This window comes from Pseudomonadota bacterium, assembly GCA_039818985.1.
Classification (GTDB): Bacteria; Pseudomonadota; Alphaproteobacteria; order Sphingomonadales; family Sphingomonadaceae; genus Alterisphingorhabdus.
In genome coordinates this window covers 1,062,418-1,076,420 of the sequence record JBCBSU010000001.1, presented here as the reverse complement: position 1 = coordinate 1,076,420, position 14,003 = coordinate 1,062,418, and the positions used below count along the sequence as shown (strand labels likewise).

The 14,003-nt window shown below is 60.5% G+C and carries 11 protein-coding genes; 2 read left to right on the top strand and 9 right to left on the bottom strand.

From position 1 onward, the window contains the following. The first annotated feature begins 55 nt into the window (after positions 1-55). Positions 56-970: a methionyl-tRNA formyltransferase gene (fmt, locus tag AAFX04_05070; GenBank protein ID MEO1044793.1), complete on the top strand. Its 915-nt coding sequence runs from the start codon at positions 56-58 to the stop codon at positions 968-970. Continuing rightward, entirely contained in the window at positions 967-1,710 is a 744-nt protein-coding gene (truA, locus tag AAFX04_05065; GenBank protein MEO1044792.1) for a tRNA pseudouridine(38-40) synthase TruA, read from the top strand. The genes fmt and truA overlap by 4 nt, the downstream gene beginning before the upstream one ends. On the opposite strand, the gene AAFX04_05060 is transcribed toward truA, so the two are convergent. The 9 genes from AAFX04_05060 to AAFX04_05020 form a co-directional block, all read right to left on the bottom strand. Further along, on the bottom strand, positions 1,707-3,602 hold the full coding sequence (locus AAFX04_05060; GenBank protein MEO1044791.1) for an XrtA/PEP-CTERM system amidotransferase: 1,896 nt from the start codon (positions 3,600-3,602) through the stop codon (positions 1,707-1,709). The genes truA and AAFX04_05060 overlap by 4 nt on opposite strands. A gap of 34 nt (positions 3,603-3,636) precedes the next feature. Further along, on the bottom strand, positions 3,637-5,205 hold the full coding sequence (gene xrtA / locus AAFX04_05055) for an exosortase A (protein ID MEO1044790.1): 1,569 nt from the start codon (positions 5,203-5,205) through the stop codon (positions 3,637-3,639). Next, entirely contained in the window at positions 5,202-6,443 is a 1,242-nt protein-coding gene (locus AAFX04_05050) for a TIGR03087 family PEP-CTERM/XrtA system glycosyltransferase (GenBank protein MEO1044789.1), read from the bottom strand. The genes xrtA and AAFX04_05050 overlap by 4 nt, the downstream gene beginning before the upstream one ends. A gap of 15 nt (positions 6,444-6,458) precedes the next feature. Then, positions 6,459-7,571, bottom strand: a complete 1,113-nt coding sequence (locus AAFX04_05045; protein ID MEO1044788.1) for a FemAB family XrtA/PEP-CTERM system-associated protein — start codon at positions 7,569-7,571, stop codon at positions 6,459-6,461. Between the two features lie 2 nt (positions 7,572-7,573). Continuing rightward, the gene (locus AAFX04_05040) at positions 7,574-8,461 is read right to left on the bottom strand and encodes an XrtA system polysaccharide deacetylase (GenBank protein ID MEO1044787.1); all 888 of its coding nucleotides are present in this window, start codon (positions 8,459-8,461) and stop codon (positions 7,574-7,576) included. A gap of 14 nt (positions 8,462-8,475) precedes the next feature. Further along, the gene (locus AAFX04_05035) at positions 8,476-9,663 is read right to left on the bottom strand and encodes an XrtA/PEP-CTERM system-associated ATPase (GenBank protein MEO1044786.1); all 1,188 of its coding nucleotides are present in this window, start codon (positions 9,661-9,663) and stop codon (positions 8,476-8,478) included. 78 nt (positions 9,664-9,741) lie between these two features. Continuing rightward, complete coding sequence (locus tag AAFX04_05030; GenBank protein MEO1044785.1) at positions 9,742-11,430, bottom strand: hypothetical protein; 1,689 nt, start codon at positions 11,428-11,430, stop codon at positions 9,742-9,744. Continuing rightward, on the bottom strand, positions 11,427-12,437 hold the full coding sequence (locus tag AAFX04_05025) for an AAA family ATPase (protein MEO1044784.1): 1,011 nt from the start codon (positions 12,435-12,437) through the stop codon (positions 11,427-11,429). The genes AAFX04_05030 and AAFX04_05025 overlap by 4 nt, the downstream gene beginning before the upstream one ends. An 11-nt stretch (positions 12,438-12,448) precedes the next feature. Continuing rightward, positions 12,449-13,981, bottom strand: a complete 1,533-nt coding sequence (locus tag AAFX04_05020; GenBank protein ID MEO1044783.1) for an XrtA system polysaccharide chain length determinant — start codon at positions 13,979-13,981, stop codon at positions 12,449-12,451. Between the last annotated feature and the right edge of the window lie 22 nt (positions 13,982-14,003).

Below are 14,003 nucleotides of genomic sequence, written 5' to 3'. Positions count from 1 at the left end.
TTAGGGGGATTGGCATTGGCAAGGCAAGCCATCTCAACGGGACGCGGGGACAATCATGCGCATCATCTTCATGGGCACACCCGATTTTGCGGTGCCGACGCTCGATGCGCTGCATCAGGCAGGGCATGACATTGTTGCGGTTTATTGCCAACCGGCCCGCCCCGCCGGTCGCGGCAAAAGGCCCCGCCCTTGCGTGGTGCAGCAGCGCGCTGAGGAATTGGGACTGAAAGTGCGAACGCCCACATCGTTCAAGCCTCCTGAAGCCAAGGCAGAATTTGCCGCATTCAAGCCGGACATTGCGGTGGTCGCCGCCTATGGCCTGATCCTGCCACAGGCAATCCTTGATGCGCCAACAAATGGCTGTCTCAATGTCCATGGCTCACTGCTGCCCCGCTGGCGCGGCGCTGCACCGGTGCAGCGGGCGATATTGGCGGGCGATACCATGACCGGCGTGACCATTATGCAAATGGAGGCGGGGCTGGACACCGGCCCGATGCTGGCCAAGGCGGAAACTCCGGTTGCTGGCAAAAATGCAGGCGAACTGACGGACGAAATTGCCGCCATGGGTGCAAAGCTAATGGTCGAGGTGCTGGCTGATCTGGAGGCCTATCCGCCCGAAGTACAGCCAGACGATGGCGTGACCTATGCACACAAGATTGAAAAGGCCGAGGGGCGTCTGGATTTCTCGCAGAATGCACTTCAGGTCGAGCGGCAGGTGCGTGCCTTTACCCCCTGGCCCGGCGCGTTTTTTGAGTTTGAGGGACAGCGCTATCGCGTGCATCAGGCGGACATTTTGGACGGTGCAACAGAGGCTGCACCGAGCACGATTATCGACGAGCATCTCACCATCGCCTGTGCCGACAACAGCGCGATTCGCCCGATCATCATTCAGAAGGCGGGCAAACCGGCCATGGCGCTCGCCGATTTTCTGCGTGGCAACAGCCTGTCCAAGGGCGCACAGCTGACATGACCCGCTTTGCTATGACGCTGGAATATGACGGGCGACCCTTTATGGGGCTGCAACGGCAAAAGCATGGCCCAAGCGTGCAACAAGCGGTGGAAGAAGCAGTCGAAGCCACGCTTGGCCTGCCTGCCACGCTTTATGCCGCCGGCCGCACCGATGCCGGAGTCCATGCCGAGGCGATGCGAGTGCATGTCGATGTCGGGCGCGATTTTGACCCTTTCCGGCTGATGGAGGCTGTGAATGCCCATCTGCGCCCTGCCCCGATTGCGGTGAGCCAGTGCTCCGAGGTGGATGAGGAATGGCACGCCCGCTTTTCCTGTATCGGGCGGCGCTATCGCTATGACATTATCAACCGCCGCGCGCCACTGACCTGGCAAAAGGGGCTGGCTTGGCGGGTCGCGGTCGATCTTGACACGGATGCGATGCATGAAGCGGCACAGTGCCTGATTGGCAAGCATGACTTCACCACCTTCCGTTCATCGCATTGTCAGGCAAGGAGCCCGGTCAAGACGATGGAGCGGATCGATGTAGCGCACAATGGTGATCGCATATCGGTGCATGTTGCCGCACCCTCCTTCCTGCACCATCAGGTGCGGTCGATGGTTGGTTGCCTGTCGCTGGTCGGGCGCGGGCAATGGAGTGCGGATGATTTGCGGGCGGCGCTGGAGGCGAAGGATAGGCAAGCATTGGGGCTGAACGCGCCACCCGATGGTCTGTATTTTGTCGAGGCGGTCTATCCCGATTAAAGCGCAAACAGCTTTTTCATCGCCTTATCAAGCATCACCAATTGCCATAAAGTGCGGCCATAGTCGCTGCGGCCCGAAATATGCGCTTCGGCCATATTGGTCATCGCCATGCTGTTGAACCAACCTGTCCGCGCCAGTCCGTCGCCATCGGCAATGCTCCGTGCCGCATCGGCCAGAGGACCACGGAACCATTGGCTGATCGGCGTCACAAAGCCCATTTTCGGACGATAGAGAATATCCTCGGGCAGATAGCGCTGCATCGTCTTTTTCAGCAGCCATTTGCCCTGCCCGCCCTGGATGCGGTAGTTCTCCGGCAGCCGCGCGGCAAATTCGATCAGGCGATAGTCCAGCAGCGGCTCGCGCGCCTCGAGACTGACCGCCATGCTGGTACGATCAACCTTGGTCAATATATCGCCGGGCATCCAGACTTTCAGATCCGCATATTGCGCCCGGTCGAGACCGGAACGTGCCGGTGCCTGTTGCATCAGGTCGACCATCGCCGTTTCGGCGCGATAACCGGAAAGCGCCCTTGTAAAATCGGCGCTATACAGCCCTGATCGATACCCCGGTCCGGTCACCGACAATGCGTCGGCATAGGCGGCATTGCCGTCAGCGGCCAGCGCCAGCAACGTCGTTTTCGCACGCAGTGGCCGCGGTGCCCAATCGGCCTTGGGATAAAACCGTCCCAACGCCCCGAACAGGTTCTGACGCAGGCCAAGCGGCAACAGACTGCGCACCCGTTCCTCGCTATGGTGGAACACATGGCGGCGGTAACCGGCCAGCGCCTCATCCGCGCCATCGCCCGACAGTGCCACGGTGACATGCTTGCGCGCCAGTGCGCAGACCTGTGCCGTCGGCAGCGCCGATCCATCCGCAAAGGGTTCATCAAACTGGTCCACAAGCCTGTCGATGAGTGCGAAATCGCCAGCAGTGACGATTTCCTCATGATGGTCGGTGGCAAAACGCTGCGCTACAGCCCGGGCATGGCTGGTCTCGTCAAGCGAAGCCTCATCGAAACCGATGCTGCAACTGGTGACGGCAGCCTTGGACCGTTCGGCCATCAGCGCTACTACGCTGGAGCTATCGACACCGCCGGAGAGAAACGCGCCCAGCGGTACGTCGGAGATCATCCGCAACCGCACAGCATCGCGCATAAGGTCGAGCAGTTCTTCCTCAAGCGCCTGCGGCTTGGCGATGCTGCGTTCGGCAAAGCTGACATCCCAATAGCGGTGCAATACGCCTTCAGGCTGGCTGGCAGAAAAGCGGATGCTGTGCCCGGCGGGCAGCTTCTTCACCCCGCTTATAATGCACTGGTTATCAGGGACATAGCCCCAGGTCATATAGGCTTCGATCGCCTGCTCATCGGGCACGCGGCGCAGCGCGGGATGTGCCAACAGCCCTTTCAGCTCGGAAGCAAAGGCGATACTGCCATCGGGCAGGCGCACATAATGCAGCGGTTTGACGCCAAGCCGGTCACGCACCAGCGTTAGGCTGTGCTCTTCGCGGTCATAAATGGCGAAGGCGAACATGCCGTTGAGCCGCTCTATTGCCGCTCTGCCCCAGCGCCGCCATGCCAGCAATATAACTTCGGTATCGCTGTCAGTTTGAAAGATATCACCCGCCGCTTCCAGATCCTTGCGGATATCCGCGAAATTGTAAATCTCACCATTGAAGCTGATGTGATAGCGGCCCTCAGGTGTCGCCATCGGCTGCGCCCCACCCTCCAGGTCGATAATCGCCAGCCGTCGGTGTCCCAGCCCGATGCCACGGTCAACCCAGATACCGCTGCCATCCGGCCCGCGATGCGCCAGCGCGTCGCTCATGCGCCGTACCCGCTCGGGATCAACCGGCTTGGGGGTTTCGGGGTGGAACAGGCCGGCTATGCCGCACATCGGTCAGGTCTCCGGCTGAAGGAAGCGCAAATGATCAGGCGCCCGATGCAATGGCAAGCGCCAGACTGTCAAGCGATCCGGCATCTGCGATAAAGCGATCCAGTGCCATCTTTGCAGCAGCCTCGCCGCCGGCCTCCGCTGCAATGATCAGCACCGCTGCCCGCTGCTGCTGCCCGATCAGGCGATCGCGCAGCATCGCCAGCTTGATCGAACGTGCACTCTGCGTGGCAAGGTCGCCATAGACATAAAGCGTCACCGCCTCTCGCACCACCGGTCCAGGTGCCACCAGCCGCTGACTGACAAGCCCGGTGGCTGTCTCGTCGCTCGCGGTCCACGCCCATTCTGTCGCCGGATCATGTGCGCCCTGGCCATAGCCGATCAATTCCGCACCCTCGGACTGGCGATCATAGAGCGCATAGAACAGGTCAACCTTGGTACCGTCATCGCTGCGATAGCGACCGAGCAGTCGGTGCGCCGCGCCTTGCTGTTGCGGCGACCATTCATAGGCCGGGGCATAGTCCATCTGGCTCCAGCCGGCAATATCCGGCAGGCTGATGCGTTCGGCAATCTCGGCACGGGCATTGGCGGTGGCCAGCGACCAGCCCAGGGGCAACACCATCAGCGTTGCCAGTGCCAGCACCAGCGGCGCGCCCCAGCGATGCGGCGCGTCCATTGCCGTCTCTCGCTGCGGCACGGCCACAGGCGCATCGAGCGCGCGGTCGAAAAACGGCCAGGCAACTGCCATGATGATGATCATCACCAGCGCGAAGAAGAACCAGCCGTAAAAGACATGGTCGAAACCGACAGCGAAATCGAGGCCATGATAATGGGCGATAGCAATGGTGCCCCAGGCACGAATGCCATTGGCGATGATCGGCAGGATGACACAGGCGGCGAGAAAGGCTATGCGACGGCTCCACCGGCGGAAGCACAGATGCGCCACCAGCACGCCATAGGCAATCATCGCGATCAGGAATTTGACCCCGGAACAGGCCTCTGCGACCTCGAAATAGCCTGTGGGGATCGAGATAAACACGCCCTCGCGAAAGGCCGGTATCCCGATCCAGCTTAGAAGTACCATCGAGATATCCGCAGTAATCGTCTGCAACTGCGGGACAATCTCTTCACCCACTGGCACAAGGAAAAATCCGTAAAATAGCGGAAACAGCAGCACTGTCCCCGCCTGCCGCCCGAGCAAAGCGACGATGACTCCCTGCGCCATCACCACCAGCGCGCCATGGCGCAATAGTGCCGTCCCCGAGGCTTCTCCGGCAATCCACACCAGCGCCCCGAGAACGACCCAGAGCAGCGCGAGCGGAGCATAGGTCGGAGTGATGGCACGCAATGCATCGGCACGTTGCCATGCAAGCCAGCCAAGGATCGGCGGGATTAGCAGGATATGATTATAGGTGGAAATATTCCACCAGATCAGCGCCATATCGGCAATATCGCGCCAGAACAGAGCGACAAAAACCAGAGCGAACAGGCCAAGCTGGCGAAACGCCATATGCCATGACGGTGACCAGCCGCTTTGGGTGATCGCATGGCCCCCCGTGTCCCGGCCCAGCGCCTTGCCTTCATGCGGAGGGGAAACGGCGCTCATGATGCGGCCGCGCATATATGAAAGTCATCGCCCATGACGATCTTGTCCAGCCGGGCAAGCGTTGCGCCCCAGCTCATCGTGTCCTGGACATGGCGGCGAGCCTCTACCCCCATATTTGCCGCCTTGCGCGGATGTTCGAGCAGATCGATGCACAATGCAGCAAAATGGGCATCGTCACGGGCGATGCAGAAATGCTCGCCATCTTTGGCGTCGATGCCAGTGGCGGCTTCGGCTGAAACGACGACCGGTTTTTCCATTGCCATCGCCTCGAGCACCTTGTTCTGCACCCCGCGTGCAATGGTCAACGGCGCCACCGCGATATTCGCCTGTGCCAGCCAGCTGCGGATATCCTCAACCTCTCCTGTGACGATAATGTTCTCGTCATTATGCAGCCCTGTAACGCGATCGGTCGGGTTACGCCCGGCGATGATGAATCGCGCATCCGGCACAGCCGAGACGATGGTCGGCATGATATGCGCAGCGAAATGCGTCACCGCCGTAACATTGGGCGGATAATCCATTTGCCCGGTAAAGATAATGTCATGACTGCCATGATGGTTGGGCATTGCCGCCAGCTCGATATGGCGGGGGTCATAGCGGTTGCAGTCTATACCATTGGCGATGCAGCCTATTCGTTCATCGACCTTGTGACCATCCGCTGCCATGCGCTGACGGAAAAGCTCCGCCTCGTTATCGCTGACCAGCGAGATGACATCGGCACGGTTCGCCATGCGATGCTCGAACTGCGACAGCCTGCGCCCCTCGCGTTCATAGATACGGCGCATAAGCCCATGACCGCTGGCGGCATAACTCTCGAACTTCATCGAGTCGACATCGACCAGATCGAGCACAACCCTGCCCTGATAATCATCCGGAATATATTGCGCCATCTGACCAGAAAAACAGAAGATCGCCGATATATCCTGTTCCGCCAGCGTGCGCGTGACATATTCCGCCAGCGCCGGATGATAAAAGGCGGTAAGCGAAATCGGCTTTCCCCTGGCCAGAGCCTCGATGCCGGCCGATACCGGTGACTTGCGGCGACGTACCACCTTATGGCTTTGCGCCACAGCGGCGAGATCGCCCTGATAGGCCATTTCGCGCGCACTGTCGGCAAAACAGGCGACATGCACCGGGGTGAAGCGGGCAATAGCCCGCAGCATGTGGAACGAGCGTATCTTGTCACCGCGATCAGGCGGGAACGGGATGCGATGCGCCAGATAGAGAACCGCTGCCATAGCCTGCCCGCTGCCTTAGCCCAGACCCTTGGCGATCATCGGCCCCAAACGGTTCGCAAGCGACAAAGGCAGTTTCTGCCACAGGCGGATCCGGGCCTGATATTTCGGACTCAGGGGATTGGTGTCGCGCGGCTCGGCACCGCTGGCGGTGCGCACGGCATAGGTCAACGATACACCGTCAAAGCCCCAATTCTTCTTGAATGCGGCAGCACCGGTACCGGTCTTGGAACGACCGAAATCGAAACGATGACAGCCGTGATCGCGCGCATGATTCATCAGCGCATAATACATCAGGTCATTGGCACGCAGCCGCCGCGCATCCCAGACACCGCCGCCCCAATAGGGCATCACCGTGCCGCGGTGATAGAGGCTAAGCACCGAAGCGACCGGTTCGCCCTGGTGCAGCACGCTCAGTATATCGGCATCTTCGCCAAAATGATCGAGCACCGCGGCAAACAGCGCGCGCGGGAAAACCGGCGTGCCGAGGTTGCGTACACTCTCGCTGTAAACGCGATAATGCCAGTCACGATCACGCTGTCCCGCGCCGGTTTCGACGGTCAGGTCGCCGGTATCGCGCAATTTGATCGCCTTGCGCACCTCGGCGCGCTGCTTGCGCGAAATGGCAAGCAGTTCCGCTTCATCATTTTCGGCAAGAGCGCGCACAAAGCCAAGATAACTATCGGTATTGCGATGCCAGGAAGGGTCGAGAGGCACCATGCCGCCACGCAATTCTGCCGTCGGGCAGCTGCGCCGTTCGGCCAGCTTCCACATTGATGCCACCAGCGCCTCGGCTGCCACCGGATCATCAGCCAGCACCCCGCCATCCACCGCAAAACCGCAGGACACCAGTGCCCGCCCGAAGAGCGGTGAATGGATGATATGACAAGGCAGCACCCCGCATATCACCGCATCATCGCCCGGCTCTGCTGCAGTCCGCGCCATCAGCAGGCAGCTTTCGTGCCCGGTCGCTTCCGTGATGGCATCGATCCATTCAAGCCGGTGAAAGGCAGTCGCTTCCTTATGATCCGCGACATAATCCGACCAGGCAGCACGCGCCACTGCATCATCGGCCGCGACAATATCGATGCGACAGGCTTCCAAAGCTTCAGGATTATGGTCAAAGGCCATGGTCATTGCGGCACCCGCAGCGCCGCCAGCGTATCGATACGGCCCCAGGCAAAATCGCGTGCCAGACGGCGCAGCTTCTCGGCCATGGCATCGAGCCGCGCATAATGGCGCAGCCGCGATTTCAGCGGCGCATCATCGACGCGCGGCTGTCCCGGATCGATTTCCCATGGGTGAAAATAAAATATTGCCGGTTCTGCATCGTGACGGTTCACCCGGTTGATCGCCCAGCGCGACAGCGCATAGGGGAACAGCCGGAAAAATCCGCCACCACCGGCTGCAAAATTGCGGCCATTAAGCTGTACCGTGGTTACCGGCAATTCGACCAGTGACGAACCTTCCACCGGACGCCAGGCAAAGCGCGGCGCTTCCGGCCAGCCGTAATGATCATGCATCACCGGGGCGACACTGGACGAATAAGCATAGCCCTGTTCGGCCAGCACCTGGTGAGCAAAAGGCGTACGGCTGTCGATCGAAAAGCTGGGTGCGCGATAGCCGGTGACCTTCTGGCCGCCAGCATCTTCAAGCACCTTGCGCGTCCGTCTGATATCCTCGGCAAAGGTCTTGGCGTCCATGGTGAACACCCGGTCATGCGCCCAGCCATGGCTGGCGATTTCATGCCCGGCATCGGCGATGCGGCGGATCAGGGCCGGATAGCGTTCGGCCACCCATCCCAGGATGAAGAAGGTCGCCTTGACATCGGCTTCCGCAAACAGCGCCAGCACCGCATCGCTATTGGCTTCGACACGATGCGGCAGGCTGTCCCAGTCATCACGACTGATGGTGTTCTCAAACGCACCGACCTGGAACCAGTCTTCAATATCGACCGACAGCCCATTGGGAATCGGACCCTTGGTGAATGGCTTGGGCACTATGTCCGGGCCGTGCAGCATGGGCGTTATCCCGTTCAGGCGGCGTCGCGCCGGTTGTCATTATCCTCGCTCTCGACCCAGCGCACCAGACGCACCAGTAATTGGCGAAGCGAGTGTTCCTGTTCTGCCATGCGCGCCTCAAGGGCGCAAATCCTGTCTATCGCAGCGCGAAAGTCAGCCGGGTCAATGGACGGTGCGGCTGCAGATACAGCTTCGATTGCGGTCTCGTCTTCCGCATCTGTTTCGCCTTCCTCGGCCACAACGCCCTCAGCATCATTGTCCAGGATCGCAGGCGTGACGGTGGACTGCAATACCGCCTGCGCCACCTGCATCGGTTCTTCCTGCTCTTCCGGCTCTGCCTCGGTGACACTATCCACGGGCTCGAACGCTGCTTCGTCTGCTGCTTGGGGCAGGTCTTCGGCAAGATCGGCAATAACCCGCTCGACCAATACGGCATCGATATGGTCGGCTTCCTCGATAGCGCCCATCAGCAGCACCCGGCTCATCAGCCGGTTGAGCGCGCGCGGAATACCGCTGGTTTCAGCGGCGATATCGGCAATTGCCTCGTCACTGAAAGTCGGTCGGCCATTGCCACCTGCCCGCGCCAGGCGGTGCTTGATGTAAGGCTGCACCTCATCCTCGCTCATGCCTTCGAGATGGTGCGTCGCAATGATCCGCTGGCGCAGTTGCTCGAGCGAAGAATCGCCCCGCAGCATGTCGCGAAATTCCGGCTGGCCGAGCAGGAATATCTGCAACAACGCCTGATTGCCAAGCTGGAAATTGGACAACATACGCAGCTGTTCCAGCGCTGTGCGGTCGAGATTCTGTGCTTCGTCAACGATCAGCAGGCAACGCCGTCCGGCGCGTGCCTCGGCCTGAAAATGGTTTTCCAGCGCACGCAGCAGCGCTGCCTTGTCCATGCCTTCGCCGGCAATACCGAATTGCTGCGCCGCCATTTTCAGCAGGTCATCGCCCGATAGCTGGCTGGTGACGATCTGCGCGACGGTCAGCCGCTCGCGATCAATAGTCTGCATCAGATGACCGACCAGCGTTGTCTTGCCCGAGCCGATTTCTCCGGTGATGACGATAAAGCCCTCACCCTGGGCCAGACCATAGCCGAGATAGGACAGCGCCTTGCGATGGGTACGGCTGTCGAAATAATATTGCGGATCGGGCGTCAGCTGAAACGGACGGGCGTCCAGTCCATAATAGCTCTCATACATAATCCCTGTCTCCCTTGTCCCGGCGCGCCGTCGCGACCGGGCTCTATCGCCATATACCGCATGCAGCGCGGTTCGGCATCAGAACGAATAACGCAATCCTACCAGTGCCGAGCCGATCAGCTGGTTCTCGACGCCGTCGACATCGAAATTGTCGAGACCCAGCGCCGCCGTGGCGCGCAACCGGCGCGTCAGGTTGCGCAGATAGGCGGCATTGGCACCAACGGCAAAGGCATTGCCGCCATCGATAAAGGCACTGTCGAAATAATTGGCATAGACATTGGCGTTGAACGCCGATGCCTGATCAATCTGTGTCGATGCGAAGAAGTTGGCAAAATAATTTTCATCAACCCCGCCGGCAATATCGGCCAGAACACCGGCATTGGAATTGAGGAAGCGGCGGCGGTTATAGCCAAGCGCCAATCCGGTTTGCCAGTTGTTGATCTCGGTCGACACGATGGCGTTCACGCCGCGCAGGCGGAACACCGAAGACGCCGCCGATTGCAGCGCATCGTTGAAGCATAGATTATCATCGCCGCCGATAACACAGCCATTCAGGTCACCGGTCAGCGGGTTACGGAAGCTGGTAAACTCGGTCGGCAGCAGCGCAACATTGTCCACCAGCCGCGAGCCAAAGCCGGCTACAGTGTCAAAGACATTGACGCTGACCAGCGTGCGCGAGCTTGCCTGCCAGCTGAAATTGCCGAAATAGGTCTCACCGCCAAAGCGCCGGCCATAGCGCGCCTCGAGCGAAGTACGACTGCTCGGGCGCCACAGCACCCCGACATCCCAGATCAGGCCATCGGCCTCGAAAGACAGCAGCCTTGGCGAATCCGGATCGGTGATCAGCCGGCCATCATTGCCGACCAGCGGATTGCCTTCATCATCGCGCAGCGCATCACGCTCGCTGACTTCGACATTTTCATAGCCGACACCCCCGACCAGAGCCAAAGTAGGCGATACCGGAACGGTGAGATCGCCGCGCAGGAACAGATCCTCGAAGCGCTGGTCGAGCTGGGTTGTATCTTCACGGCGATATCCGGCGCTCAGCGCCCAACCGAACGGCAGGTCGGTAGTCCTCGGTGCCTGGCCGATCGTGGCATTGGCGAAATGGCTGGTACTCTCATCGAAAATGTCGAGCTGCGGCTGGCCCGGAGCGATGGCAATATCGGTATCGCTCTCGATCGAGGTATAGCCAAAGCGGTAATTGGCATTGAGAAACAGCGTATCAATATTGGTGGTGATGCTCGGCCCGGCAAAGATCGAATAGACCTGGGTGACGTTATCAGCATCGCCGACAAGGTTGGTTGGCTGTGCACCGCGCAGATCGATACGGCTGCGGGTAGCAATACCCCCGGCTTCCAGGCTGAGGAAATTGGGCACCACCTGGACTGCGCCACGAGCGATACCGCTCAACACATCCTGATCGCCCAGATCGTCGTCCCAGTCGATCCGGCGCTCATAGCGCACACTGATCTGGCCGGCGGCGCGTGGCCCCGATGCAACGGCGTCGACACCGGCGGCAATGACGCTGTAGGTCAGCACATCGTCATTGTTAAGATCGGCCAACAGCACCTGACCAACCTCGATATAGGGGGTGATCTGGGCCTGGCTCCGACGTTCACTGGTGGTGACATTGTCGTCACCCAGCGTCAGATCATCTCCGCCTGCCGGCAGTTGCTGCGCTGCTACGGGTGCAATGCAGCACGGCAGTGCCAGTCCGATCATCAGGGATTTCAGTGCAAGACGACCTCTGGGGAAACGGGTCATTGCTCTTCTCCATAGCCATAATAGGATCCGAAACTGCGGCCTGTGGGCGAGAATTTCGCCCCATTGAGCAACAGCTGGATGGTGTCGCAGCGAGAAATCAGCGTCAGCGCATCGCTGAGCGCGGACTCGCTGGTCTTGTCGGCACGCACCACCATCAGCGCCTGGCCGACATGACGCGCCAGTTCCGATGCCGGTGAGGCCGACAGGGTCGGCGGTGAATCGAAAATCAATATCCGGCGCGGATCATCAAGCGCGAGCTGCGACAACAGGCTGCTGGTGCGCGATGACGCCAGATATTCGGTATCGTTATTGGTTTGCTTGCCGGCGGGCAGCACCGAGAAACCGGGAATATCGGTTTCAACGATGCAGTCATTGATCGACACCTCGGGATTGCTCAGTGCATCCATCAGGCCGAGTTCGCCATCAAGGCCGAAAATCCGGCTCGCGCCCGGTTTGGCAAAGTCGGCATCGACCAGCACAACGCTATAATCGCGTTCGGCGGCGATCGACAACGCCAGATTGATGGCACAGAATGTCTTGCCGTCGCCCGACTTGGCCGAACAAATCAATATGCGTCTTGCCCAGCCGCTATGCGGCTTCCCGTCGCTGCCAATATCCTGTTCGACATTATGCAGCAGCTGTCGTTTGACGATGCGGAACTCCTCGGAAAGCCCGCTTACCGGACCATCGGGAATGATGAAATTGGCGGCGCGCAGTGCGTCGCGGTCGATTTCCTGTACCCGGCGATTGCTGCGCGGAGCCGGGGCTGGCTGCGGAGCCCGAGCGTGCACTGGCTGCATCTCGACCACAGGCTTGCTTGTTTGCGGGTCCCGATCAGATGCCAGGCCCCGGACTTCGTCCGCTGTCGCATCTTCGGCAGGCGTTTCGATAGGCGTGGCCGCGCTGCTGGCGCGATGGATATCGCCCAGATCGAATTTTTGCGACGCCCGCTCGAGCAGCGAGTCGCCATCCTTCGGCACCGATGGCAGTGGTGAATATCGGGTCATCTTCTTCTTCCTCAAACCACAGAGCCACGCTGGATGAATTCAACCACGAGCAATATGCCCAACACCCCGACCAGAGCTGCCGAGGCACCATAGAACCAGCGCATGCGACGCTTGCGGATCACGCGCTGCTTGTTGGTCAGTGTCTGTGAGATCGCTCCCAGTACCGGCAGGCCGGAAACCTTCTCCAGCTTGCCTACGGTCGAGAAGCTGGCGTTGATCTGGGCAAGGGCGAACGCGACACCGATGCCGCCACAGATACCGGCCGCCAGCACCATCAGCAGCAACAGCGGGCGGTTGGGCGCGACAGGCGTTGTCGGGCTGGTCGGCGGATCGGGGACGCTGAAGCGCAGCGCGTCTGTCTCGGTCTCGACCTGGCCCTTGAGCCGCAGTTCCTCGCGCTCTTCGAGCAGGCGGTCATATTGCGCCTTGAGCACCTCATAATCGCGATTGATGCGCGCCTGCTCGGCGGCAACACCCGGTTCCGACGCCTGTTTCGCCGACATGGTGGCCAGATCTGTTTCCAGCGCCCGCTTGCGCGCGGTCAGTGCCGAGACATTGGCCTGGCGCTCGGCACGGATGCTCTGCAGCGAACTATAGGCAGGATTGGGCGTCTGGACCCCGCCGGTACCCGCGGGCTCCGTCGCTGCCCGGTTCTCATAATCGGAAATCTGGCGCTTGATTGCGATAATATCGGGGTGCGAGTCCTTCAGTCCACGGGCCCGCAGTGCCGCCAGTTGGCTTTGCGCCTGGGCCAGCAATCCCTGTGCGCCGCCTGCTCCAGTGCCGGGTGCGGCGATGGTTGCCGGCGTACCGCTCAACTGCGAATTGATCGCCGCCAATGCGCTTTGCGCCGATGACAGCTGCACCTCGATCTGGCGCAGTTCGGCGCGCGCGCTTTCCAGACGCTGGCTGATCGATCCGACACCCGGCAGCAGGCCGAGATTCTCGGTCTCGAAGGCAACGCGCCGGGCTTCGGCGTCTTCCAGTTCCTTCTGACGCAGCGCCAGCTGATCATCATAGAATTGCAGCGATTTGCGGGTCTCGCCGCGACCGCCGGCCAGATTTTCCTCGATGAAGATATCGATCAGTTTCTGCACGATATCGCGCGCCAGCCGGGCATTCTCACCGTCAGTACGGTTCGGATCGCCCGATGTCGCGGTGATTTCAAAGAAGCTGTCCTCTTCGGAGACCACCTGGATATTGCCGCGAAGTCCTTCGACCTTGCCTTCCATCTCGCGCGGACTGGTCACATTCTGGCCGAGATCTGTGGCGCGAATGACCTTCTCCAGATTGACTGCCGAGGTCAGCGTCTGCTCGACCTGATCGATCTGACGCTGGCGCTCGAGCGCATCATTGCGCGACTGATCGGGCAGGATGGACTTCATCTGCACCAGCACCCGGGCGCTGGACTGATAGCTGTTGGGGATCATCGCCACCACGAGCCAGCCGGCCACGCACAGCAGCCAGGCGACGGCCAGCGCCATCCAGCGCCGTTGCCAGACGCTGTGCACCGCTATCCTGAACTCGTCATATATTCCGTTCATGCCAGCCCCTTGAAATCTTCCT

Coding starts and splice junctions, on each gene's coding strand:
- AAFX04_05045 (MEO1044788.1), bottom strand. CDS start 7,571: ATGGCCTTTGACCATAATCCTGAAGCTTTGGAAGCCTGTCGCATCGAT.
- AAFX04_05050 (MEO1044789.1), bottom strand. CDS start 6,443: ATGGCAGCGGTTCTCTATCTGGCGCATCGCATCCCGTTCCCGCCTGAT.
- AAFX04_05060 (MEO1044791.1), bottom strand. CDS start 3,602: ATGTGCGGCATAGCCGGCCTGTTCCACCCCGAAACCCCCAAGCCGGTT.
- AAFX04_05020 (MEO1044783.1), bottom strand. CDS start 13,981: ATGAACGGAATATATGACGAGTTCAGGATAGCGGTGCACAGCGTCTGG.
- xrtA (MEO1044790.1), bottom strand. CDS start 5,205: ATGAGCGCCGTTTCCCCTCCGCATGAAGGCAAGGCGCTGGGCCGGGAC.
- AAFX04_05025 (MEO1044784.1), bottom strand. CDS start 12,437: ATGACCCGATATTCACCACTGCCATCGGTGCCGAAGGATGGCGACTCG.
- fmt (MEO1044793.1), top strand. CDS start 56: ATGCGCATCATCTTCATGGGCACACCCGATTTTGCGGTGCCGACGCTC.
- AAFX04_05030 (MEO1044785.1), bottom strand. CDS start 11,430: ATGACCCGTTTCCCCAGAGGTCGTCTTGCACTGAAATCCCTGATGATC.
- AAFX04_05035 (MEO1044786.1), bottom strand. CDS start 9,663: ATGTATGAGAGCTATTATGGACTGGACGCCCGTCCGTTTCAGCTGACG.
- AAFX04_05040 (MEO1044787.1), bottom strand. CDS start 8,461: ATGCTGCACGGCCCGGACATAGTGCCCAAGCCATTCACCAAGGGTCCG.
- truA (MEO1044792.1), top strand. CDS start 967: ATGACCCGCTTTGCTATGACGCTGGAATATGACGGGCGACCCTTTATG.